General features: G+C 51.2%; 19 protein-coding genes. 9 read left to right on the forward strand and 10 right to left on the reverse strand.

Annotated elements, in window-relative coordinates; all coding sequences use genetic code 11:
* The first annotated feature begins 24 nt into the window (after positions 1-24).
* Positions 25-507, forward strand: coding sequence for a YajQ family cyclic di-GMP-binding protein (locus FCN78_RS06800; protein ID WP_069362433.1), 483 nt, complete (start codon positions 25-27; stop codon positions 505-507).
* 112 nt (positions 508-619) lie between these two features.
* Here FCN78_RS06800 and FCN78_RS06805 read toward each other — a convergent pair whose 3' ends face one another.
* A complete protein-coding gene (locus FCN78_RS06805) occupies positions 620-1,357 on the reverse strand; it encodes a substrate-binding periplasmic protein (RefSeq protein WP_077458728.1) in 738 nt (245 codons plus the stop codon).
* 480 nt (positions 1,358-1,837) lie between these two features.
* Here FCN78_RS06805 and FCN78_RS06810 point away from each other — a divergent pair, with 480 nt between their 5' ends.
* The 4 genes from FCN78_RS06810 to FCN78_RS06825 all read left to right on the forward strand — a co-directional run bounded on the left by FCN78_RS06810 (position 1,838) and on the right by FCN78_RS06825 (position 7,127).
* Positions 1,838-3,529 carry an NAD-dependent malic enzyme gene (locus tag FCN78_RS06810; protein WP_077486280.1) on the forward strand — a complete coding sequence of 564 codons (1,692 nt, stop codon included), beginning with the start codon at positions 1,838-1,840 and terminating at the stop codon, positions 3,527-3,529.
* Positions 3,530-3,648: 119 nt separating this feature from the next.
* A complete protein-coding gene (locus FCN78_RS06815; protein WP_069362436.1) occupies positions 3,649-4,320 on the forward strand; it encodes a SanA/YdcF family protein in 672 nt (223 codons plus the stop codon).
* Positions 4,321-4,550: 230 nt separating this feature from the next.
* Positions 4,551-5,921 (forward strand): SLC13 family permease, encoded by a 1,371-nt coding sequence (locus tag FCN78_RS06820; protein WP_077458730.1) that lies wholly within the window; start codon positions 4,551-4,553, stop codon positions 5,919-5,921.
* Positions 5,922-6,044: 123 nt separating this feature from the next.
* Positions 6,045-7,127, forward strand: coding sequence for a ketoacyl-ACP synthase III (locus tag FCN78_RS06825; protein ID WP_077658645.1), 1,083 nt, complete (start codon positions 6,045-6,047; stop codon positions 7,125-7,127).
* 44 nt (positions 7,128-7,171) lie between these two features.
* Here FCN78_RS06825 and nagK read toward each other — a convergent pair whose 3' ends face one another.
* From nagK to FCN78_RS06840, 3 genes are all read right to left on the reverse strand, one after another.
* Positions 7,172-8,074, reverse strand: coding sequence for an N-acetylglucosamine kinase (gene nagK, locus FCN78_RS06830; protein ID WP_077658646.1), 903 nt, complete (start codon positions 8,072-8,074; stop codon positions 7,172-7,174).
* Positions 8,075-8,181: 107 nt separating this feature from the next.
* Complete coding sequence (locus FCN78_RS06835) at positions 8,182-8,931, reverse strand: tRNA-uridine aminocarboxypropyltransferase (RefSeq protein ID WP_077658647.1); 750 nt, start codon at positions 8,929-8,931, stop codon at positions 8,182-8,184.
* A 122-nt stretch (positions 8,932-9,053) separates the two neighbouring features.
* Positions 9,054-9,398: a DUF3802 family protein gene (locus FCN78_RS06840; RefSeq protein WP_069362441.1), complete on the reverse strand. Its 345-nt coding sequence runs from the start codon at positions 9,396-9,398 to the stop codon at positions 9,054-9,056.
* Positions 9,399-9,748: 350 nt separating this feature from the next.
* On the opposite strand from FCN78_RS06840, the gene FCN78_RS06845 reads away from it, so the two are divergent.
* The 3 genes from FCN78_RS06845 (at position 9,749) to FCN78_RS06855 (ending at position 15,561) form a co-directional block, all read left to right on the forward strand.
* Entirely contained in the window at positions 9,749-12,892 is a 3,144-nt protein-coding gene (locus FCN78_RS06845) for an ATP-binding protein (RefSeq protein WP_162274061.1), read from the forward strand.
* Between the two features lie 128 nt (positions 12,893-13,020).
* Entirely contained in the window at positions 13,021-13,707 is a 687-nt protein-coding gene (locus tag FCN78_RS06850; protein WP_077458734.1) for a DUF3334 family protein, read from the forward strand.
* 405 nt (positions 13,708-14,112) lie between these two features.
* The gene (locus tag FCN78_RS06855; protein ID WP_077600000.1) at positions 14,113-15,561 is read left to right on the forward strand and encodes a glyceraldehyde-3-phosphate dehydrogenase; all 1,449 of its coding nucleotides are present in this window, start codon (positions 14,113-14,115) and stop codon (positions 15,559-15,561) included.
* Positions 15,562-15,633: 72 nt separating this feature from the next.
* Here the strand turns inward: FCN78_RS06855 and fruA are convergent, their stop codons facing one another.
* The 3 genes from fruA to fruB are packed head-to-tail and all read right to left on the reverse strand — an operon-like array spanning position 15,634 to position 19,511.
* Complete coding sequence (gene fruA, locus FCN78_RS06860; RefSeq protein WP_077658649.1) at positions 15,634-17,361, reverse strand: PTS fructose transporter subunit IIBC; 1,728 nt, start codon at positions 17,359-17,361, stop codon at positions 15,634-15,636.
* 27 nt (positions 17,362-17,388) lie between these two features.
* Positions 17,389-18,345, reverse strand: a complete 957-nt coding sequence (pfkB, locus tag FCN78_RS06865) for a 1-phosphofructokinase (protein ID WP_069362447.1) — start codon at positions 18,343-18,345, stop codon at positions 17,389-17,391.
* Positions 18,342-19,511, reverse strand: a complete 1,170-nt coding sequence (gene fruB, locus FCN78_RS06870; RefSeq protein ID WP_077658650.1) for a fused PTS fructose transporter subunit IIA/HPr protein — start codon at positions 19,509-19,511, stop codon at positions 18,342-18,344. Before fruB ends, pfkB begins: the two co-directional genes overlap by 4 nt.
* A 428-nt stretch (positions 19,512-19,939) precedes the next feature.
* On the opposite strand from fruB, the gene cra reads away from it, so the two are divergent.
* Entirely contained in the window at positions 19,940-20,953 is a 1,014-nt protein-coding gene (cra, locus tag FCN78_RS06875) for a catabolite repressor/activator (RefSeq protein WP_077658651.1), read from the forward strand.
* Here cra and FCN78_RS06880 read toward each other — a convergent pair.
* The 3 genes from FCN78_RS06880 to FCN78_RS06890 are packed head-to-tail and all read right to left on the reverse strand — an operon-like array spanning position 20,950 to position 25,196.
* The gene (locus FCN78_RS06880; RefSeq protein ID WP_162274062.1) at positions 20,950-22,038 is read right to left on the reverse strand and encodes a lipocalin-like domain-containing protein; all 1,089 of its coding nucleotides are present in this window, start codon (positions 22,036-22,038) and stop codon (positions 20,950-20,952) included. The two genes, cra and FCN78_RS06880, sit on opposite strands and share 4 nt — an antisense overlap.
* A gap of 40 nt (positions 22,039-22,078) precedes the next feature.
* The gene (locus FCN78_RS06885) at positions 22,079-24,544 is read right to left on the reverse strand and encodes an ABC transporter permease (RefSeq protein WP_077658653.1); all 2,466 of its coding nucleotides are present in this window, start codon (positions 24,542-24,544) and stop codon (positions 22,079-22,081) included.
* Positions 24,525-25,196: an ABC transporter ATP-binding protein gene (locus FCN78_RS06890; protein ID WP_069362451.1), complete on the reverse strand. Its 672-nt coding sequence runs from the start codon at positions 25,194-25,196 to the stop codon at positions 24,525-24,527. Before FCN78_RS06890 ends, FCN78_RS06885 begins: the two co-directional genes overlap by 20 nt.
* Between the last annotated feature and the right edge of the window lie 13 nt (positions 25,197-25,209).

A 25,209-nucleotide genomic window follows, 5' to 3' on the forward strand; every position in this document is an offset into this window, starting at 1 on the left:
TCATGCCCCAATTAGGAAAAGACTATGCCTTCATTTGATATTGTCTCTGAAATTGACAACGTTGAGCTAAAAAACGCAGTGGATAATGCCAACCGAGAGCTTGCAACTCGCTTCGACTTTCGGGGTGTCGAGGCCAGCTTCGAACTTGATAAAGAAACCGTGAAAGTAACGGCTGAAGCAGATTTTCAGGTTAACCAAATGATGGACATGTTACGCAGTAACCTCGCCAAGCGTGGCGTTGACGCACGCGCAATGGAAACCCAAGACATGGTCCACTCTGGCAAAACCTTTTATCAACAAGTGAAGTTTAAAAACGGTATTGAAACGCCTGTCGCCAAGAAGATCACCAAAGCGATTAAAGATGCCAAGATGAAAGTGCAAACCCAGATTCAAGGCGAGCAAGTCCGTGTCACCGGCAAAAAGCGTGATGATCTACAGGCCGTGATTCAATTAATCAAGGAAAGTGACTTTGAGCAGCCTTTCCAATTTGAAAACTTTCGCGACTAACCCAAAGCCCTTTTATCGATACAATAAAAAACGGGCCTATTAGACTTAGGCCCGTTTTATCCGGCGGTACGTGTGTCGCTAAGCGCTTTTTCGTGACAACACTCGCACTGCGTTACTTGTACTTGCTTTTGATGGCCTCAAGCGTGCCATCTGCGGTCGCTTGGTCAATGCCCGCTTGTAGCTTTTCAATATAGCTGTCTGGCGTGTTGTTACTAAAGCTATAGTAGAGCTGAGACTCATCCAAGACATGAACCACTTCAAACTGGCTGGTATCAATATTGTTTTGGCTCATAATAAAGGCACTGACGTTTTCCTCGTAAGCCCACATATCGACACGGCCCGCCGCCAATTGTTTAGCGAGTAAATCCGCTTTTGGCGACAAGCGCAGCGCGTCTTCATCGACCCCCATTGAGCGTAACAAGTGCTCGCCGACGTCATCGCGTACAACGCCTACTTTATAATTGGCAAAGTCACTCGCATTGTCGATAGTGATCCCTTTACTTTTAGGCGCCCAGACCACAATTTTAGTGTCTGTAATCGGCCCAACCCATTTAAATTTATCTTCCCGTTCATCCGTCCGCGTGGTTGAAAACAGTACCGTATTGGGCTCAGACAGTGCTGTGGCATAACCACGGGCCCATGGCTGAATTTTCACTTGATCTCGGCTCACCGGATCGCCCGCTGCTTCTGTCGCAGCTTCGAGAAAATCAACCGCAATCCCCTTTAATTCACCGCGCTCTTCATAGTTGAACGGCGGATACACCTCAGTGATGTAATCCAGTTCGCCTAAGTTTGCAGCGACTGTGGTGGTTGAAAAAACCAGCAAGCTGGCGGCAATGAGTGACTTCATTGGACTACCTCTTTTAACCTTCCATTAAACATGCCTAGCCAACATTATTATTATTCGCTCGTACCAAATAGGGTAAGTGGCACCGAACAAGGCATGACCTTATCGCGATTCACTTACTACTTTTAGTGTAGTCAGCTTCCATATCCCGTGCGCAGTTTTGCTAGAGGTTGTGATCTAACTTCCGTTTTTTCTATACACAAGCGTTTGAATAAAAAGACAAAAAAGAGCCCTTCAGCGCTGATTACGAATTTAAACGCGCCCTCATATGCCTCTGCCAAACCCGCACAATCAAGTAAAAAAGTTGAATTAGGTCACCATTCATGCCTAAACTTTGTCCCCAATTACAGCGTAGTTATGGGTTATCGCAGACCAACGCCTTTACAGCGTTTCGCAAGGGATCATTTTTGCCACGAAGGCACCAGATAACGCCCAATACTCATCATCGACCTAATTAAAAGACAATATCGAGTCTGATCATTCATGAATAACCAAAAACGTCCTCTCTATATTCCCTATGCGGGACCGGCCTTGCTAGAAACACCATTGTTGAATAAAGGCAGCGCATTCAGCGTCGAAGAGCGTAAGTTTTTCAACCTCGAAGGCTTGCTGCCTGACGCCATCGAAACAATCGAAGAACAGACGGAGCGCGCTTATCAGCAATATCAACGTTTCGAGAACGATATCGACAAGCATATTTATCTACGCAACATCCAAGATACCAACGAAACGCTTTTTTACCGGTTGGTTTCCAATCACATCACCGAGATGATGCCTATCATCTATACCCCGACGGTAGGAGCAGCCTGTGAGAACTTCTCCAATATCTATCGTCGAGGCCGCGGGCTTTTTATTTCCTACCCTAACCGTGATCGCATTGATGATGTGCTCAACAACGCATCACGTCACAACGTCAAAGTGATTGTGGTCACCGATGGGGAGCGTATCCTTGGCTTGGGCGATCAAGGCATTGGCGGCATGGGCATCCCGATTGGTAAGTTATCGCTTTACACGGCTTGTGGCGGGATTAGTCCAGCCTACACACTCCCGATCGTGCTGGATGTCGGTACCAACAACCCACAACGTCTTTCCGATCCCATGTACATGGGCTGGCGTCACACCCGTATAAGTGGACAAGAGTACGATGCCTTTATTGAAGAGTTTATCCAAGCGGTGCAGCGTCGCTGGCCAGATGCCTTGATTCAATTTGAGGACTTTGCGCAAAAAAATGCTATGCCGATCCTGGAGCGCTATAAGGATCGCGTCTGCTGCTTTAATGACGATATTCAAGGCACCGCCGCGGTAACGGTTGGTTCCTTGATTGCGGCGTGTAAGGCGGCAGGTACCAAGCTCTCCGAACAACGCATCACATTTTTGGGCGCGGGATCAGCGGGCTGTGGTATTGCCGAAGCGATCATCGCGCAAATGGTCTCTGAAGGGATTTCCGACCAAGAAGCCCGCGCACGTGTCTACATGGTCGATCGCTGGGGATTGTTAATCGATGCCATGCCTAACTTACTCGACTTTCAGCAACGACTGGTGCAAAAGAACGAGGCGCTCAGCCACTGGCAGTTAGAAGACAGTAACATTTCATTGCTCGATGTCGTGCGTAATGCGAAACCGACCGTGTTGGTCGGTGTCTCTGGCGCACCTGGATTATTTACCGAAGACGTGGTGAAAGAAATGTATGCCAATTGCCCACGTCCTATCGTTTTCCCTCTCTCTAACCCGACCAGCCGTGTAGAGGCGACGCCCTTTGATATTCTGCGCTGGACAGAGGGTCAAGCACTGGTTGCTACGGGGAGTCCGTTCGAGCCTGTCCGTTTAGACAATGGCAAGACCTTTCCTATTGCGCAATGTAATAACAGCTACATTTTCCCAGGCATCGGGCTGGGCGTGTTAGCCGTCGCCGCCTCCCGGGTGACAGATGGCATGCTGATGGCCTCGTCACGTGCTTTAGCTGAGTGCTCGCCGTTAGCCAAGCGTGGCACAGGCGCCCTACTACCGTCGTTAGAAGATATCACTCAGGTATCAAAACGCATCGCGTTTGCGGTAGCAAAAGAAGCGATCACTGAGGGGGTGGCATCAGAACTGTCTGACGAGGCGCTTAAAAAGCGTATTGAAGAGAGCTTTTGGTCACCGCAATATCGTGCTTATAAACGGACCTCTTTTTAACGCGAACCTAACAGAAAAAAGCGTCTACCGAGGCGCTTTTTTTGCTATTATTCCACCTACTTGCCCGCACACGTGACCCCGAGTGCGGCTTAATGCTCGCAAAGGTAATAAAACGCACCATGGCTCTCCAGCGCCTTTTTCGTCAGGCGATTTTCACATTGATTGGGTTTACTGTGGTCACCGCTATCGTGATGGCTGCCAGTGATATCGCGATCACAGTTAACGCCAAAGGCCGGGTTTATCAACACGCTGAGACGCTACCCGCTCGGCAAGTCGGCTTGGTTCTGGGAACCAGCAAGTACATTGGTAAAACCCCCAATCCCTATTACACCTATCGGATTGAAGCGGCGGAGTCGTTATACCATGCAGGTAAGATTCAGCACCTTTTGCTCAGCGGCGACAACGCGCACCGCTCGTATAATGAGCCCTGGACGATGAAGCGAGATTTACGTCAAGCAGGGATCCCGGAAGAGACAATTCACCTAGACTATGCTGGCTTTCGAACGCTGGACTCTGTTGTCCGTGCGAAAACCGTTTTCAGTTTGGCGCGCTACACCGTGATCAGCCAACAGTTTCATTGCGAGCGTGCGTTGTTTCTCGCCGATGTAAACAATATTGATGCTATTTGTTACGCCGTACCGAGTCCGCAAGGCTGGGCAGGGGTCAAAATTCGCGCTAGGGAAGTATTAGCGAGAACCAAAGCGGTACTTGATAGCTTTATTCTCAACGTCAAACCTAAGTTTACCGGCCCCAAAGAGCCAATCAGTGGCGTCTCAACGTCGAAGGACTAACCCCAGTACCGACCAGTGCCGACCCAATCACAATTTTCACATTACTTTAATCATTTGTTTAAAAACCTGCCTGCAATCGATTAACACACTGACTATTTAGGCGTATATTAGCCGTCGCTTGACGGCCAACTGCCACCCAAATAGCAGCAACCCTGTCCCTATCAAGCACCTAAAAACTCAAAGTAAAACATTATAAAAACACTCAATAACGTTTAAGAAAAGGACGCCCTATGGATGTGCAAACCCTTTCCTCCCGTGCGCCGGGGCTGGATAGAAAAGCGTGGATCTTGTTTGCTGACATTGCCCTGTTTTTCATCTTGTATAATACTCTGCCGTTTGAAACAGATGTCACAACCGGCCTGAGTCTACTGATATTCATTGCCGTGCTATGGCTGACTGAAGCGATTCATGTCAGCATCACCGCGATCCTGGTGCCCATTATGGCCGTCGCGCTTGGCGTGTTTGAAACACCCGCGGCGATGTCAAATTTCGCTAATCCCATCATTTTTCTCTTTCTCGGTGGCTTTGCCTTGGCAGCCGCGCTGCAGGCCCAAGGCCTCGATCAAGCCATCGCCAATAAAGTGCTCACGATTGCGCAGGGCAAAATGTCAGTGGCCGTGATGATGCTGTTTGGGGTCACCGCCGCCCTTTCCATGTGGATCAGTAACACCGCGACCACCGCCATGATGTTGCCATTGGTGTTAGGCATTTTACACAAGGTGAACAATCAAAAAGATCATGGCACTTATGTGTTTGTGCTCTTGGGTATTGCCTATTGCGCGAGCATCGGCGGCATAGCAACCATTGTCGGTAGTCCCCCTAATGCGATTGCAGCGGCTGAAGCCGGGCTTAGCTTCGCAGATTGGATGAAACTAGGCCTGCCTGTCACTCTGATATTGCTCCCCGTCGCGGTTATCGTCTTGTATGCACTGACCAAGCCGAACCTTAACCACCGTTTTGAAGCGGATCAGCGTGACTTCACCTGGAGCACACCTCGCGTGATCACGCTTGTGATTTTCGCACTGACCGTCAGCGCTTGGATTTTCAGTAAACCATTGAATGCCATGCTCGGTGGCCTGAGCAAATTTGACACCATTGTGGCGTTATCTGCGATTGTCTTGCTGGGGGCGACGCGGGTTGTAAAATGGAAAGAAGTCGAAAAAACCGCTGACTGGGGCGTGCTGTTACTCTTCGGCGGCGGAATTTGCTTGAGCAATGTGCTCAAAGCAACCGGTACGAGTTTGTTTCTCGCCAACCACCTGAGCAATGCACTGACAGGATCTGGGCTATTTTTCACCATGCTAGGCGTGGTGGCATTCGTGATCTTCTTGACTGAGTTTGCGAGCAATACCGCCAGCGCCGCATTATTGGTACCGGTTTTTGCCACCATCGCCGAAGCATTGGGCGTGTCGCCAGTCGCACTTTCTGCGCTGATCGCGATTGCCGCGTCGTGTGCCTTTATGCTGCCCGTTGCCACGCCACCAAACGCCATTGTGTTTGGCTCAGGGCATATAGAGCAACGTGATATGATGCGTGTTGGCTTATATCTCAACATTGTTTGTATTGCGGTCTTGGCGATTTTCACTCGCCTATTCTGGTAATCACTCTCCCACTACCTGGTGTTTGCGCCAGGTAGTGTTTTTCACGCCTTATCGACCATCAAAATTGTTTCATCCGAGTTTCAGGTTTACACTAGCGCCACGCTAAACAACCCGTAACTAACTATGGCATTTGCAGAAATTACAGGCTGGGGGAAGTGTCTTCCGCCCGCGGTGTTGAGCAATGACGATCTCAGCACAATTTTAGAGACCAATGATGAATGGATTCGCTCACGCACAGGCATTGAAGCACGCCGAGTGAGTCATGTCGAAACCTCTGAGCTCGCCACTGTTGCCGCCCAACGCGCGTTAGCGACAGCAGGGATTGAAGCAAGCCAGCTCGATCTGTTGATTGTAGCGACCTGCTCACCAGATACCCTGATCCCTAATATTGCCTCCAAAGTGCAAGGCAACTTGGGGGCACTTCGTGCCGCGGCATTTGATATGAATGCTGCTTGTACCGGTTTTTTATACGGGTTAGAGACCGCAACCAAGATGCTCCAAGCTGGCCATTATCAGCATGCACTCATTATCGGCGCAGAGCATTTAACCTGGTATTTGGATTGGAGCAAACGCGATACCGCCGTGCTATTTGGTGATGGTGCCGGCGCCGTCGTGGTAAGCAAAAGCGAGCAGGAAGTGGGGTTACTTGATGCACAACTTGGTTGCGACCCAGCAGGCCGTGACGTGTTAGCGATCCCCGCTTTCGGGACGGCAATGGATCGCTTCGACCCGGATAATGGCTATTTTGCGTTTGATTTTATCGGCCGTGATATTTTTAAGCGTGCGGTCAAAGGCATGGGATCAGCGGCAAATCAGGTATTAACACGGAATCAGCTCAACGCCGACGGTATTGATCTGGTCGTGCCGCATCAAGCCAACAAACGGATTATCGAAACCTTATGTGAGCACGCTGGCATCGAGTTAGACAAGGCGTTTATTAATATCCAGCGCTATGGCAATACCTCAGCAGCCACCATCCCTATCGCCTTGTGCGAAGCGGTTGAGCAAGGGGCCGTTAAGCCAAATAGCCAGCTGCTCACCGCGGCATTTGGCGCTGGCCTGACATGGGGCGCAGGATTAATCCGTTGGGGCGAGCGTACAACACCGATCGCCGAGTCTGATGCGGCGTTACCGCCAACGGACAAAACGGCACTTGAGTTACTCGACAACGCCATCCGCCATTGTCAGAACAAAAAACCAGAATAAAATCGCTCACACAAAGCCGACGTTCGTCGGCTTTGTTATTGGCATCAGGTTAAATGTAAGAAGGCAGCGCCACGCACCCCTCCCGCATCACCGTGCTGCGCTTTCACAATATCAGGGGCGTTAGCCGCAGACAGCAGATGTGCCGGTAAGCGCTCAGGCATCGCTTGATACAGCTCATCAAAGTTAGAGAGACCGCCACCAAGCACGACCATGTCTGGATCAAACGCGGTTAACACGCCTCCCAGTGCCATGGCTAATACATCAAAAAAGCAGTCAACAAATGCCACCGCATCCGGCTCACCTTGGCGATACTGTTCGATGATTTCGATCGCTGACAACGGCTGATAAAAGTGAGCATAAAGCTGTTCAAACCCACGCCCAGATAAATAATTGTCCAGGCAGCCTTTATTGCCACAGCCACAGTCAAACATCGGCGGTTTATCCCCCAACCGTAACCAGGCATCAATCGGCATACGCATGTGCCCGACTTCGCCTGCCATTTGGTTTTTACCATTAATGACCTTGCCATTGATCACTAATCCACCACCGAAGCCGGTGCCCAAAATTAACCCTAGAACGGTTTTTGCCGATTGCGCTTGCACATCCCATGCTTCCGACAACGCAAAACAATTGGCGTCATTGCTAATCCGCACTTCTCGCCCCACACGTGCTTGTAAATCATCTCGCAACGACTGTCCATTTGCCGCGGGAACATTGACCGTCAGCACCGTGCCATCTTCTGCTTGAGAGCCAGGGATACCAATACCAATGGTTCCTTTTTGCCCTAGCTCCGCATCATACTTTTCCACCAACCGCACTAATGTGTCGATTAAGGCAGGGTAATCTTGCGTTGGGGTTGGGTGACGCTCGGTCGCGACACGATTGAGTTGTTTATCGAAGGCACCAAATTCAATTTTCGTGCCGCCCACATCAAAGCCGTAATACATGGCTGAGCCACCTTAAATTGTCGTTATTTAACTAGATTATTCAGCAAAACAAGGCAAAAGTCCGTGATTTGCCCCAAGTTTCGTTGTTTTCCAACCAGACTTTTCACTCAGGTGTCGACATTTTTCGCCAGCGTTTGGACATCAAGCAAGCGCGTCAGCGCATTGTCTTCTGCAAGGTGTTGTTGTCGTTTGCCTGCTAAGTATCGCTCACGAAAGACATCGAACCATTGGTTTAAGTACTCTGCCGCCTTGCGCTCTTGATTCACGGCAAGCACTTCTGCAGCCACTTCTGCTGTTGCCAGTTGATTTTCACCGTGAGCATCGCGCACGCGATAACGAGATAATGCCTGAGGCTCGATGCTTAAAACCGGAAAGTGATCAAGCCAAGGGCTTTTGCGAAAGATTTTTTTCGCCTCCCGCCAGGTACCGTCAATGATGATAAATAGCGGCCGCTTCGCGTTATCATGGAGACGTGCTGGTGAGGTCATGCGCGTCGGGGTCGTGTACTGAGCAGGAAAGACCACATACGGTTGAAAAGCTGAGCGGGATAACAACGCCAGCATGTCAGGATCAGGGTGCGTGCGAGACCAGATAAAGGCGTAGGTATCGGCCACGCAGTCAGCAATCAAACGTCCTGTGTTACTCGGTTTTAGTACCTCGTCGTCGTACATCAGTAACATGAACGCAGCATGGGTCTGGCGGGCGGCACGGTAATCACACACACAGAAATGACGAACTAACATACATGCTGAACAGCGGTCTACACCAGCGCCACGTGCGCGATAGGGACGCGTTGCACGTGCCAAACGGGCGGAGTAAAGCTGATGAATAGCGTGACGCGGAGCGGATGGGGACATGGTAAAATCTAAGGTTGTCAATGGGCCGTCTAGTATACCGACCTGAGCTTAGCTGTCAGTCTCGATCGCTCACAATCGTACAAGGGGTATACAGGCATTAGACGGTTACCGTCAGGGGGTCACTAGCGTAGCTCGACCATGGCACCATCGAACAGGTTTTTCACCAGGGCAACGTACTCTTCGAGAAAGCCAACCTGCTCGGCGGTGACTGGTTGCTCCCAGCGACCCGCCAGCACTTCTTCCATATCTTCCACTACACGGTCTGCCTCTCGCAATATGGTGAAGCGCAATGCAGACGAAAGCCCAGGATTTTGCTCGCAAATGGTCATAATGTTAGAGGCGACTAGATCGTGCACAATATCCGCAACGGTATCATCGCCAATGGCTTCACCCGGTTTTTCAAACACAGAGAGATTAAACGCAAAATGTTCGATCAGTGCTTGATACCCGTCTGAATCTACTACCATGATTACTTGTCCTTAGACTGTTCAACTATCGTTATTGTATCGTGCCCGTCGGCTATTTGCGCCTCTTGAAGGCGAAATTAGAAAGCGAGTCACGCTTCGCAGTGCTTAGCGTACTGTATACTATAAACTAACCATCGTACTATGACACGATGGCTGCTCTCACCGCCCCTCCCTTTCATTCTAGCTCGAGCAAGGAGAGAGCAGAGCGGCAAGGCCAAATCATACAAACGACTGACGCCAGTCTCTTTGCAGTATAGTCTGGCTTCACCGTGATGAAAGCAAACAACACAACGCGCAATTTAACACGGATCACGCCCAAATCAATCGTTGACAAGGATGTAGGAATCGTCATGAAGGTAAATCGCCCTCGCCCATTTGGTAAGAGTATCGTCAGCAAGATTGGGTTGATTATGACCTTCATCACCTTGATGGTGTTGGGCCTGTCAGTCTCGAGCTACATCATGCAAGATCGGGTTAACCGCGATGTCGGCCGCGCCACTCATCAAGAAATCCCGAGCGCGATCATCACCATGCGCATGCAACGGGCCGCCAGTGATATGAATGCCAGCATGCTCAAATATGTCATGGGCCGTCATGAATCGCTCGCCGTTTTTTTAGAAAGTCAGCAAGATTTTGAGCAATTACTGGCGCGCCTTCGTGAGGTAAAACCCGACGCAGAGCAGCGGCTTTCCTTGATCAGCCAGCTTTATGAGCGCTTCCAGCGTATCGCTCATCAAAAAGTCTTAACGGAGTTTGATCCCGTCGCTGAGCAATGGGCGCGTAAACAGGTGATGCGGCTATCCATTGATGTGGTTCGCCCTATCGATAACTTGATTGCCGAATTAAAAGCCTCACAAGCGCTGACACAGCCTGATAACCTTGCCGTGTTGCAATACCTTGATGAACTGGTGGATGAAAATGGCGATATGCTGACTGAGCTTAATCAGTATTTAGATGGGCGAAAAAGTAGCCGACAGCGCTTTATGGAGGATATGGCAACCTTTGAGCGCTATCTTTCCTTGACGCAGTTCGAGATCAATCACCCTGACTCACTCAACAAACTGTCGAGCATCCGCCACCATTTCACCAGTTTAAAGCGCAGTGGTATCGCTATTTTTAACAACTATCAACCCAGTGCCAAAGTCGCCGCCATGACCGCAGTGCGAACCTTGAGTGACCAAGAATACCAGGCGCTTGAGGATGCGCTCTCTACGTTCGCACAAGAGACAGGAAAAGTGGTAACCCGGTCTATGGTTGATTTACGTGCAATACTCCACTCAAATCAACTCAACCTTGGCTATTTACTGATTTTTATCTTGTTCGTTAGTGGCGCGATGTACTTTTATATTTACCGCACATTCACTCAGCCGATTGCCAAACTCGCCGACTCCATGCAGCGCCTTGTGGCTGGCGACATGACGCCCCCGGCCCGCAATTTTCAAGATCGGACGGATGAAGTCGGCAAAATCGCTAATGGGTTAGTCATATTCCGCGCGCATATTATTTCTCGTAACCAAGCACGCGAACAGTTAATGGCCGAAAAAGAGCGCGCCGAAAGCGCATCACGTGCGAAAGCGCAATTTCTTGCGACCATGAGTCACGAAATCCGCACGCCAATGAATGGCGTGATTGGGATGCTCGATATGCTTCGTCGCTCGTCGTTAACGCCCTCTCAATATAGCCTGACGAGTACGGTGCGTGAATCCGCCCTTTCTTTGCTCTCCATCATTAACGACATCCTCGACTTTTCTCGCACCGAGGCCGGAAAGCTGCAATTTGAACGCGTCACCTTTTCTTTATCCGACACCGTAGAGCAAGTGATGGACACCCTCAGCCATCAAGCCAACAAGCGAAAGGTGACACTGTCACTATTTATTAATCCTGACCTCCCCGAACAACTGGTGGGCGATCCCAACCGATTAAAGCAGATACTGTATAATCTTGTTGGCAATGCGATTAAGTTCTCCGGCGGCCAGCATCGTCAACCCGGTTTTGTCGCTGTCAATATTGACGCGATGGATAACCAAGACGCGCAAAAAGCCCAGCTGGAGTTTACCATCACCGATAACGGCATCGGCATTGCGCCTGATAAAGTCGACACCATCTTTCAGCCATTCAGTCAGGCGGAGTCGTCGACCACCCGTGAGTTTGGTGGCTCTGGGCTTGGCTTAGCCATTTGTAAGAATATTATCGATCTCCTCGGCGGTGATATTGACATTGAGAGTGAGCTGGGAGTCGGCACACGATTTACCGTGCGTATCAGTTATACGGTGAATCCATTAGCAGAGCCTGAAGATTTACCGATTACTCGCGAGCAGGCGCAACAATTATCGGTTGAAGTGGATATTCCTCAAGACGCACTCAATCACGCAGTGTGCCGCTATCTGGCGCACTTGGATATCGCTTATCACCATGGCTCAGCACCGTCTAACGCAGAAAAGCAACCGACGAAGCACCGATTATTGATAACCACCCACACCGAGCCAAGCACATTAATCACTGAACGCGCTGTCGAGCATGTGATTGCACTCAAACATACCTTATCGCTAGCAACCCACCCTGATAAACGCATCGTCGAGCTGTTTGCCTCGCCATTAACCTATCGTCGTCTGGTCCACGGTCTACGCGTCTGCCTCGGGCTTGAGAGCCCTGATATCAGCATGTTAGCGGAATCTGACGCAATGCTACCTCTTCCCGACGAGGCAGACGCCAAAACATGCGAGCCGGAACGCACTCGTGGATGTATTTTAGTGGCAGAAGACAACCCCACTAACCAACAGGTGCTGACTCAGCAACTCCATTACCTCGGCTATGAGGTGGTGATGGCGGATGATGGTAACCAGGCACTCGCGGCATATCAGAACCATCAGGTAGATCTTGTCCTCACCGACTGCCATATGCCCAATAAGGATGGTTATGCGCTCACCGCCGCTTTACGCGAGATCCAAGGTGCATCGGGTTGGGTACCTATTATCGCCATTACCGCCAATGCGCTCAGTGGTGAACAAGCGCGGTGTTTTGAGGCAGGCATGGACGATTACATTACCAAGCCCATTGAGCTGGATCCGCTTGACGAACGCTTAACCTATTGGATTAACCGTCCTCACACCACGACAAGTTCGACACCCCCCCCTGTGACAGCCAGCGCCGAAGAGCCACATGTACTTGATCCAACGGTGGTTGAGCGCTTATATGGCGGGCAGCAACAGGCCTATCAAGATATTGTCGATGTTTTCCTTAAACGTAGCGTCCCTAGCCTACGCGCCCTCGCGCAATCGCAACCGCCTTTTGAACATTGGCAAGCATTAAAAGAGGCCGCACACAAACAAAAATCTGCCGCAGGCAGTATTGGTGCAACAGCCCTTCATCAAGCCTGCCTTGAGGCCGAGCAAGCCGCTAACCAGCAGCAAACAGAGGGACTCATTCAGGCACTAACTCGTATCAACACCGCACTGGATCAGTTGCTAGCGGTACTACCTCGCGCCTCTCAATGATCGAATAGGCGCAATCACAGACGGATGAATGTGATCCCTTATCCGGATATCCAGAAAATCGGTGTACAAATTGCGCAATCCAGTGCCACACTGACAGTAAGTGTTATCAACCATGACGGTAGTGAATAATGAGAAAAACCAAAGTAGTCACCTCCGAGGACATTCTGCTCAAACTGTGTCAGTCCGCCACGGCAGTATTAACCAAAGCGACTGACTCTCCCGTGCACCATGCTGCAATGGTACAAAAGATTGCCAAAACCAGTCTCAAGCCTGACCTCGGCTGTTTTGTGCTGTTTGATGGTGGCTTCTCTGGGCTTGTTGTGATCAACTTTTCCTCCGCCGCGGCGTTAGAAATCTACCGCAATTACATGCAGCATATGGGGATCCCCGAAGAAGAGTTGGCCAGCTTACACACCGCAGATGAAGTGGGTGATGTGCTCGGTGAACTCATGAACCAGATTATTGGCGATTTCACCGGCAAGATTAAGCGCTCAATCCAAACCTCGATCACCCAAAACCAACCGAAGATGATGGCGGTTAACAAAAATCTTACCGTGTCAGTCGATAGCAACATCGACAAGCCACAGGCGCGCCGCGTGAGCTTTACCACTGAGCACAACAATATCTTCTATCTTGAGCTTGCCATGGAACGTACCGAATTTATCCAGCTTCAAGACTTTGAAGAAGGGGAAGAAGTTGATCCTGATTCCATTCTGGAAGCAGAAACGGTTCGCCAATTAGAAGAAAAGTCTAACGACAAAAGCGATAAAAAAGATAGCGGTAGCAACGATTTACTTGATGAGCTAGGGATTTAACCTCTCCCTCTTTTGACTTTAGCTAAGACAGAAACACGAGTGACTCGCGAGTTATCATAGCCTCTCGGCAACGATCCGAGTGGCTTGTGTTTTCTTTTCGTCCACTGACTTTTTTCTTGCCGATTATTAAGAAACTTAACGGACGTCGTACCTCACAGTTATAAATGCCCAATGTAATTTGTTTCATTTAGGTTACAGCTTCGATCACATTTGCTAGATCGTGTGGTCGTCATTCTACCCACCTCTCACCGTCATAACGCCTTATCACTGCCCACTTTTTTTTAGTAGGTGAATAATGCCGCATCATTTAGACTGCGCGGCATAATCAAAAGGCTGGCAACGATCAGCCAAATACCCTACTGGGCACCCTGCCCACCCACTATCATTCGTGAAAAAGGTCGATTCATGAGTCCAGAAAGCTACCTACTCGATTGGCAAACCAGTCAAACTCACTCTGAAACCATGTATCCGCTGCTTAGCCAGCTTTATCGCCAAAAAGGCGTCGAAATCCAACTGTTCGGTCGTCAACTGATCAATGCGAGTACCATTGATATCATTAAGGCACACCGCGTGGCGCGTCGCTATACGGGGGGCACCTTATCCCCCAGCCAGACGTTGCCATTAATCGAAGTGATGGCTGAATTGGATCTTGCTCCCAGTAAAATCGATATCGGTCAGCTCGCCTGGACATACTGGCAACAGCATGACAGTGAAAATGGCATTCCTGATTTTCTTCATAGCCAGCTTGGGCATTTGCTAGGGACAGGCAACGGCGTTGATCCGAAAGACGTGGTACTGTATGGCTTTGGTCGTATCGGTCGCTTACTCGCACGCTTACTGATTGAAAAAAGCGGTCCTGGCTACCCCTTACGCTTACGCGCTATCGTGGTGCGTGGCGGAAAAGAAGGCGACCTGGAAAAGCGCGCCAGCCTGCTGCGTCGCGACTCTGTTCACGGCCCGTTCAATGGCAGCATTACTGTTGATGAGTCGCGTAACGCGTTGATCGCCAATGGTAATTTCATCCAAGTCATTTATGCCAATAACCCAACGGACGTCGATTACACCCAATTCGGTATTCATGACGCATTGGTAGTCGATAACACAGGTATGTGGCGAGATGAAGAAGGCCTGAGTCAACACCTTGACAGCAAAGGCGCTAAGAAAGTCCTTCTCACCGCGCCGGGAAAAGGCGATCTTAAAAATGTGGTATTCGGTGTCAATCATGACGTGATTAACGACGATGATCGAATTATCTCTGCCGCTAGCTGCACCACCAACGCCATTACCCCGGTGCTCAAAGCCATGCACGATAAATTTGGTATTGATGGCGGACACATTGAGACAGTTCACTCGTTTACCAATGATCAAAACCTGATTGATAACTATCACAAAGGCGATCGCCGTGGCCGCTCTGCGTCTTTGAATATGGTACTCACGTCTACCGGTGCCGCGAGTGCTGTTGCCAAAGCACTGCCTGAGCTTAAAGGTAAATTAACCGGTAACTCTGTGCGTGTGCCCACGCCCAATGTCTCTATGGCTATTGCTAACCTGAATTTAGATAACCCCACTCACAAGGATGAAATCAACGCCTATTTACAAGACGTCGCTTTGTACTCGCCGCTATCGGGGCAAATTGATTTTACTCAGTCGACCGAATTAGTATCGAGTGATTTGGTGGGATCACGCTTTGCCGGTGTGGTGGATAGCCAAGCAACCATCGCCGAGGGCAACCGTTGCGTGCTGTACATTTGGTACGACAACGAGTTCGGCTATAGCTGTCAGGTAGTACACTGTATGGAGCAAATGATGGGAGTACGCTACCCCATGGTTCCCGAGCCAGAAGCGCTTTCTTAAGACTGACAAAACGAAAAGGCCCAAATGGGCCTTTTTTATTGGTGTATCCGCTTGTGCCAGAAAAATACCTGGTTATGATTGCTCGGCGGCCGTCAGTGGTGAAGGCTGACTGACGGGCTTAAGCACCGCATAAACCAAACCAGTTACCAAGGTACCTGCGGCAATAGCAGCCAGGTACATAAACACAGGGCTGATGGCATTGGGGATTAACAGCACGAAGAGGCCACCGTGTGGTGCCATCAATTTTGCCCCAATCAACATAGAGATTGCGCCTGTCAGCGCACCACCTGCGATGCAAGATGGGATCACTCGCATTGGGTCTTTAGCCGCAAAGGGGATCGCCCCTTCCGAGATAAAACATAGCCCGAGCACAAACGATGCTTTACCCGCCTCTTGCTCGGCATCATTAAATTTACGCTTGGCTAAGAAGGTTGATAGTCCCATCCCTAGCGCCGGCACCATACCAGCCGCCATGATCGCTGCCATCGGCATATAGGTACCACTCTCAATCAGGCCGACGCCAAAGGTATACGCCGCTTTGTTGACCGGACCGCCAAGGTCGAAACACATCATCGCCCCCAATACCACGCCTAGGATTACTGCGTTCGTTGAGTTCATCCCCTGCAAGAAGCTGGTCAGGCTTTCCATGGCGACAGAGACAGGCCCGCCCACGACATAGATCATCACCAAACCGGTAAACAAACTAGCTAATAAAGGGATCACGAGAATGGGTTTAAGGGCTTCCATTGAAGCCGGCAAGCTGACTTTATCTGCCACAAACTTAGCACTGTAGCCGGCGATAAACCCCGCCAGTATGCCCCCTAAAAACCCAGCGCCGGTGGACGCGGCGAGCATGCCACCAATCAAGCCTGGTGCCAGACCCGGGCGATCCGCAATTGAGAAGGCAATAAACCCGGCCAGTACCGGTACCATCAGCGCGAACGCACTACCACCACCAATTTCCATCAGTGCGGCTGCAAGTGTTCCCTCCTCTTTAAAAGCTTCAATCCCGAATACAAATGAGAGCGCAATAGCTAAGCCACCGGCCACAACCAGTGGTAACATATGTGATACGCCTGTCATCAAGTGCTTATAGACACCGGTACGTTCGCCTTGGTTAGCACTGGCGTTCGATGAACTCGCTTGCGTTGTTTGGTAGACCTCAGCGTTAGCAAGCGCATCATCGAGCGTCTGCGATGCTTTTTTCAGCGCCATGCCTGTACTGGTTTTATATAAACGTTTACCCGCAAACCGGCTCAAATCAACCTCAATATCTGCGGCGATAAAGACGAGATCCGCGGCTTCAATTTCCTGATCCGTTAATGCATTTTTCGCACCCACCGACCCACGTGTCTCAATTTTGACCTGATAACCTTTCGCTTTAGCCGCTTCTTCAACCGCTTCCGCTGCCATAAAGGTATGTGCAACACCGGTAGGACACGCGGTAATACCCACAATGCTGACGGTACCGCTTTCGCTTGGCGTCTGCGCGTGATACGGCTGTGCATGATCCGCGGCGGCCTCCAATACCGCTTGGGGATCGGCCATTACCTCATTTAAGCTTGCTTGATAGACAGGCTTGCCGTTAAAGCGAGCCGACTCTTTTGGCTCACCGACCAAGAGAACACGGTCAGCGTTTTCAATATCAGCAGTCGATACCGCCTGTGTTGGTTGCACACTAGACTGACACTCGATCTGTGCCGTCCATCCTTTAACCTCGGCAGCCTTTTCTAACAAGCCCGCCGCGATAACGGTATTGGCGACGCCACTTGGGCACGCCGTCACAATCACCAGATTCATACCTTTTACCCCACTCATGGATTGGTTTTATTCCGCGTGCACTGACAGCTCAACAGGCGACACGCTGATTTTTTCGATTAATTGGTTCACGTCTTCATCATTGCGCACACCGACCCCCACTTGGGTTACCGCGAGCGCAGAGATAGCGACCGCGCGACACAGCGCCGCCTCTTTGCTTAGGCCGGTCTGGCATCCTGATACCAGCCCTGCCACTAAAGAATCCCCGGCCCCAACGGTACTCACCACCGATTGCGCCGGTGCCACAGCCTTAAGCCAGCCTTCCTTATCGCGCCAGAGCACCCCGTCTACGCCGCGAGAAATAACCACATTCGCGATCCCTTGGTTAAACAATTGCTCGCCGCGCGCCAGCAACACGGCTTGCTCATTACTGATGGGCGCGTTGAGGCATTGCGCCAGTTCTGCTTCATTAGGCTTTACCAACCAAGGTGTTGCCTCAACGGCGGCGCGTAAGGCGTGCTGGCTGGTATCGACAACCACTTTTTTCCCTGCATCGCGCAAGGTGGTGATCCAAGTGGTCAACTGCTCGGTCGAGACACCAGGTGGCAAACTGCCCGCTAGCACGATCCACTCATGGTGCTCAGCCAGACTGAGCAAGCGTGCCGTCAATGCCTCAATATCGGCCTGTTCAACCGCCATACCAGGAAAATTCAAATCAGTGACACGTCCCGCTTTTTCAACCAGCTTGACGTTGGTGCGGCTCACCCCCGGCACGCGCAAAAAGTGATCGGCAATGCCGTGCTCGGTAAAAAGGTGAGCAAACGGGTCTTGGTTATCTGCACCAAGAAAGCCTGACGCCGCGACCGTCGCGCCCAAATCCGTTAAGACACGTGCGACATTGACGCCTTTTCCCGCCGGGTGCAGTGTATAGTTTTGCACCAAGTTGACATCACCAGGCTGTAGCGCACTGACTGAGCCTGTCATGTCGAGTGCGGGATTGAAGGTTACGGTCAGAATGGCACTCATGCGTTCTCTCCCAACCCATCTTTAATGGCATCACCCAGTGCCGCAATCGCTTGTTCGGCGTCGCTTCCTTGGGCGGAAAACTGTAACTGGTGCCCATGCTTCACCCCAAGCGCGATCACTTTCATCAAGCTTTTTGCGTTAACCGGCGCCGACTGGGTGGACGCGTTGGCAACCTGTATATCAGCACTGAATTTTTTCGCTGTATTGACCAACATCGCCCCAGGACGAGCGTGCAAACCATGCGCATTCGTCACCGTATACAGGCCTGTTGATCCCTCTGCGGTGAGCGCTTCAGACGGCGCCGCTGTATGAGGTTGTGCGGGGGCGGGTTCAGCAGACAACGCATCAACCAGCGCTTGTGGCGAGTAACGGCCAGATGCCGCCAGTTGTTTATCAAGCTTCCATTGCATCAAGGTATTGAGCACAGGAAGATGCGCAGGGTTGTTGGCTGCGACACACCAAAGCGCACTGACCGACTGGGATTGGTGAGACAGTGACGTCGCGGGCATGACCACCGACATCCCGGTCTGCAGTACACCGTCTCCCACACCGAGCAACCAATGCTCTTCACCAAGGTGCACCGGCTGGCCCGCGACAGCGTGGCTGACGCCATCGCTATTTAAACAATGATGGTTTTTGAGCAATCCCGCGCCCACGGCTTGCAAGGTAGTGATATCTGACGCTGGAAAGCCGGTTAACACCATGTCGCTGCTAAACGTGAAGGCCTGAGTATCCGCCGTTTGCCCATTGAGTAGGGTAACCAGTTGCTCTGATCCCGATATGGTTTTTAATTGTTGCTCGATGCCGTCTTGTGACAGCACACGCGTCAACTGACGTAAGATACTCAAGTGTTCGTCTGATTTGGCGGCGATACCAATGGCCACGTAAGCGAGGTTTCCCTCTCCCCAGTCAACCCCCTGGGGAAAATGAAACACTTGTACCCCTGTTTGTTTAACTTGATCGCGGGTATCCGTTGTGCCATGCGGGATGGCAATACCGTTGCCCAGATAGGTACTGGTTTGGGCTTCACGCGCCAGCATTCCGTCTTGATAGCCCGCTTCTACTAGTCCTTTTTGGGTGAGTGCTGCGGCCATGGCTTTGATAGCCTCGTGCTTAGACGCCGCGTGTTGCTGCATATGAATATCGTGTGCGTTGAGTGCCAACATGAGGTCATTCCTCTTTTTTCAGTGCCGCGGCACGGGTTGATGTTGTCGTCGGCCACATCAGTATCACTAAGACATGGCGGACATATTGGTTGGTCGCAAGTCACCGTTGATTGGCAGTGTTCGTGTTTGACTTGCCACATTCGCTTTACCTAAAAACTGAAACGATTCAGCTTTTAGGTAAAGCGATAGAAATTGCTACCCGCGTTTGGTCAATCTCTTCCACTTATATGCGCCGGAAGCGATGAGCCGCATCGTCGTTCCAGCGTCTTGAGATCAGCCGCCAATATTTGACACAAGCTGAAACCTTTCAGCTTTAAGGCTGAATCCTTTTAGCTTATAATGCAAATAAATTATGGATCTGAAGTGCGTAAACTTTGATCGCATTCACAAAGCCATCAATAACGATCGGCCTACTTAAGGATCGCTTTATGAAGCTTGATGAAATTGCCCGTCTTGCCGGTGTATCACGCACAACGGCCAGTTATGTGATTAATGGCAAAGCCGACCGTTATCGGATCAGTGAAAAAACGCGAGCACGCGTGATGGCAGTGGTCGAACAACACAATTATCAGCCGAACCGCGCCGCCACCGCCTTGCGTGCAGGCACCACACAAACGCTGGGGTTGGTCGTGCCTGACTTAGCGAACACCAGTTACGCCACGTTGGCAAAACTCTTTGAACGAAAAGCCCACGATCAAGGCTATCAGGTTATTATCACGGGCTCTGATGACGACCCAGAGCGAGAAAAAATAGTGGCTGAAACTCTCGTCTCCAGGAAAATTGATGCGTTAATCGTGGCCTCTTGTTTGCCTGCAGATAATACCTTCTACCCCAAATTACAACAGCAAGGCACTCCCATCGTTGCCATTGACCGTGGGCTGGATGCCAACCAATTCGCGAATGTACTGAGTGATGATGAAAAAGGCGCTTACCAGCTCACCGAGATGTTAATTGCCCCAACGGATGTCTATCAAGCAGGACTGATTGGTGCCGTCCCCTCGCTGGCCATCTCACAAGACAGGGAGAACGGCTTTCGTGGTGCGTTAGCGGCACAAGGCGTAGATGGACAAGTGCGTTACGGTCAAGCTTTCAGCCGTACAGAGGGGCAAAGGCTGATGACAGAGTGGATTGAAGCCGGTGACTTACCCGATGCCTTACTCACCACCTCCTTCACGCTTTGTGAAGGAATACTGGACGCCATCCGGCAAACAGGGATCGCCCCCACTGCACTGTATTTTGCCACTTTTGGGGATAGCCGCATCCTCGATTTTCTTCCTTTTGGGGTGCAGTCTCTCCCTCAACAGTTTGAAGCGATTAGTGACGCGGCACTCAGTCTCGCGGTATCGGCCGCACAAGGAGACAATCATCCTGGGGTTATCACGGTTGAACGCCAACCGATTTGGCGCCCCCATCAAACACAAGCTTGGGTCGGACTGGGTTAATAGCCTGTCGCTTCCATAAAGCCACGGCCTGTGGCACTGCCATGCACTTCCACAGGCCCTTCCCAATAGGGAAAACTCAAGTCCATCCAGCTCTGTGGGTTAAGCGGTTGCGTAGTCAGGCTAATGCCCTCACTGGGTACTTTGATCTGCCAACGAATCGGCAAGTTAGCGCCCTCCGCCATCTTGGCATGACTGACCGGCAGCATACGAATATCATCCTGGCTTAGCGTCACTACTCGGCCATCAGGAAACAGTAATGAACCAAACATAAACGGCTCGGTGCCGCGTATTTGGGTAACCATTAACGCACGGCCATCATCTAAGTTAAGCCCAAACCAATCCCATCCCGTTTGTTCGGCGGCCATCGCGCCATTCGACCACTCCTTATCAAACCAGCCTTTTCCTGTCACGGGAATGGTTTCACCCGCAATGGTTAGCACACCCTTGACGGTTAGCTGTGGCAAAGAAAAATAATACGAAGCCGACGGCTGACTGGCATGACGGACACTATATCCCTCTTCACCGTGCTTGACCTGTTGTCCATTCTCTCGCACCTCCAACGTAAAGCCGACTGGCTTACCTTGCGCAGGCCATATCGCACGCACACGGGCTGGAAAAGGTTGTTGACCGCCCTGCCATTGCCAGTCGTCTAACCAAGCCTGAAAAGGTGACAGCGTCACTCCTGTTTGATCAATCCCGCCACGGGCAAAGCGCTCCGACTCCCATTGTTTATCATCGCTCGTGATCGCTACATGCGCCATATACAGCTGCTGACTCGCCCACCCTTCTTTGCGATCCGGAGCTAACGCGCGGCGAAACAATGTCCATTGCACGCCATACGCTTGTCCATTAGCGTCGGTTAAGGTCGCGGTCAAATACCACCATTCAGTAGCAAAATCTGAGTGTGCCGCCATGTCTTGGGGATAGGTAGGCGTGTGGTCTGGGGTTACAGAGGCAAAGCCACTTTGCGAATCAAAAACGGCAAAATTTCCACGGGTATCAGGAGACGATGACGGCGGCTGCCCCCACCATACTAGCGCGCCGAGCGCGATGATCACACCACCCCCTAACAATGAACGTATCATTTTCCGCTTCCATCGCTGAATCACTTCACTGCCTCTTTTTTTACTGCGCATCACGCAACGACGCCGCCGCGGTGCGTTTTAGCATGCGATAAACAGGCCAAGCCCCTGCGACCATAAGCGCCAACATGGACAGCCCGATGGTGGTGGCATAGCTTATCGGGAAGAAGCTCATGGTCATGGTCCACCCAAACGATGCTTTCAGGACAACATGGATCAACATACCCGCCAGCACAAGCCCCAACGGGATGGCAATTAGCGCACTGGTGAGGCCAAGCAGCACCAATTGCCCTCCCCCGAGCGCGATAAGCTCACGCCCTGACAGGCCAAGGTAACGTAGCAAGCTATATTGCCGTTGGCGCGATAGCTCGGTCGCCAAGGTGGAAAAGAACAACCCACATATCGCGACAATCAACATCAGTGCACACAAGCTTTCCGTCACGGTAAAGGTACGATCAAAGATACGCATTGCATAACGCATAATATCCGCTTGGTTTTGCACCTGCCCAGTGGTCAGCGAAAAACGGTGATTGATGCGATCAACAAACTGCTCGGTTTGCGTGTCCTGATTGAGGACCACCGCCAGCGATGATCGGCCCTGCTTTAGCCATTGTCCCGCATCACTGCGGGTAGACACTACTAGCTGGCCATAGGGGTTGCCATAATCGTAATAGATCCCAGCAACCTGCCAGTGCTCGCCCATTGGGGCGGGAAGATTGATGCTCTCTCCCACGCCAACGCCAAATTTAGCCGCTAACGCTTCACTGAGTAATACCGTGCGCGCTTGATGTAATTGCGCCCAGTAATCAGGTTGGGACGCCTTCATCGCTAACGTTTGCTTCTCAGACATACGGTTGCCTACCGACAGCACTTCAAGCCGCCCTTGGTTTGTCGTCAGCTCACGCCGATACGTGGTCCAAAATTGCGCCACGTCTTTATTCTTTACCAACCATGTTTCCATCTCCGCGAGAGCAGCATGGCTCGGCCTAACATAAACGTCCGCTGCCAAGCGTTGTTGCAGCCAAGTCTCAGTGCTCGTGCGAAAGCTACCGACCATGGTTTCCATACCAATATGTGCCGAAACCGCGAGCATAAACGCCATCGCCGCCACACCACGGTAACTTAAACTTGCCGCCGCATCGGTGAAAAACCATCGCCATCGCGCGCCCGCATACACTGCTGCACTGGTATGAAACAGCCAGCCACACAAATAAGGCAGCGCTAAAGCGGCACTTAGCATGGTAAAGGCAATCAAGGTAAACCCTTGCCATTGACTCGTCTCCCAATACGACACGCCCCACGCCGCCACGCCAAGCAACACCGCTAAAATAGCCTGTACGGCATATTCTCGATGTGTACCACGCATCAGGGTCATCCGTTGCGATAAGCGCCCCGGGGAGGTGTTGACTAAGCGCACCAAAGGCCAAGCGGACGCCATCGCCGCCCCTAAAATAGCAAGCAGTAAACTGTAGAGCCCCCATTGCCACTGCCAATGCATCACTAAATTAATGTCTGCGCCGTACAAATCAGACAAGGTCGTGGCGACCGCGGGAAGTAATTGGTTGGCAAGTAACATACCCAGGACGTTGCCACTGACCACGCCGAGTAGCACCCAAAGCAACAACTCTGTTGACATGACAGCTGAGAGTTGGCGTCCATCAACGCCAAGCTGCCGCAAGGTTCCGACCAAGGGCTGACGCTGAGTCATGGAAAGGGAGATCGCCTGATAAAAAATAAACAGTCCCACCACAAAAGCCAATAACCCCATCGCGAGCAAATTTAAGTGAAAAGCACGGGTGAGTGGGCCAAGTTGGGTTGATTGGGTTTTGGTCAACGTCAAGGCTGAGGGTAACGCTTCGCGAATCGTTTGTCGCTCCGCTTGAGACAAATCGCCGCATAACACCTCGGTAAACCCAGTACGCGCAGAGAGATGACGCAGTAGCGCCATATCAGCCACCAAGTAAGTGCCCATACTCAGCGCATCATTATCGATAATACGCAAAGGGCCGATCGGCGGGTAATCCAGCAAATCAATCATTTGCCCCTCTTCCCAGCCTTTATGTTCAGCCATGGCCTCTCCCACATAGACAGGATATGGCATTGAGATCGCATCCATAGGGGACAATGAAGGGGCTTCATCGGCTCGCTGATTGGCGATAAATGGCAGCATCGCGATTGTATCCACCCCCATCAGATGGATATCACTAAGTGACGGTGTCACAACATCGAGACGATCAATCGGCACACATTGGGTTAAGCCTTGACGGCGCAAGCCAATGTAAAAGGCATGCGGCACGCGTTGTGTTCGCTCGGTATGATGAATGCTAAAAGGGTAAGGGTTGCTAAAAAGCTGTTCACCTTGGCGATAGCTTTGCTGCGCATGTTGGTTTATCGATAACACGCCAACCAGCAAAGAGACACCCAGGGTTAACCCAAGCCAGACGAGAAAGACTTGAAAGGGATGGCGACGATAATGCCCCCATAAAGCGCTAGCGACGGGCCCGAACACTGAGCACGCCTCCTTGTAGCCCTACACTACCCTGCAAATAGCTAGCCACGGTATCACTGTGTGTCACCAACAGCAGTCCGGCTTCCTGCTGACTGGTTAGTGTGATAAGCAAACGCATCACCGCATCCGCATTGCGCTCATCCAAACTCCCCGTTGGCTCATCGGCAAGTAGCAGTTTAGGCGACATATATAACGCGCGTGCGATGGCGGCGCGCTGCTGCTGACCACCAGACACCTCTTCTGGGTAACGATTGAGCAACGGCATTAAATCAAGCTGAGAAACAATTTGTCGCCACAGACAACTGTCTTCTTTCAAGCCTTTTAGTTGGCGACAGAAACGAATGTTATCCGCAATAGAGAGGGTGGGAAGCAGATTAAATTGCTGGAAGATCAAGCCGATGTTTTGGCGTCGAAACTGCGTGCGTGCCCCCTCGCTCAACCGATGGAGAGGGGTATCGTCAAACCAGATCTCACCGCTATCGGGTTTATCCAGCCCCGCAATCACATTTAACAAGGTACTTTTACCCGACCCACTCTCGCCCATCAACGCCAGTTGACTGGTCGACGACAGCGACATCGCGGCGCCTTGCAGCACAGGATGGAAGTCGCTCCCATCCTGATAACCTTTACACAGCCCTTTAATTGCTAACATGCCAATGCACACC

Source organism: Salinivibrio kushneri, from assembly GCF_005280275.1.
Classification (GTDB): domain Bacteria; phylum Pseudomonadota; class Gammaproteobacteria; order Enterobacterales; family Vibrionaceae; genus Salinivibrio; species Salinivibrio kushneri.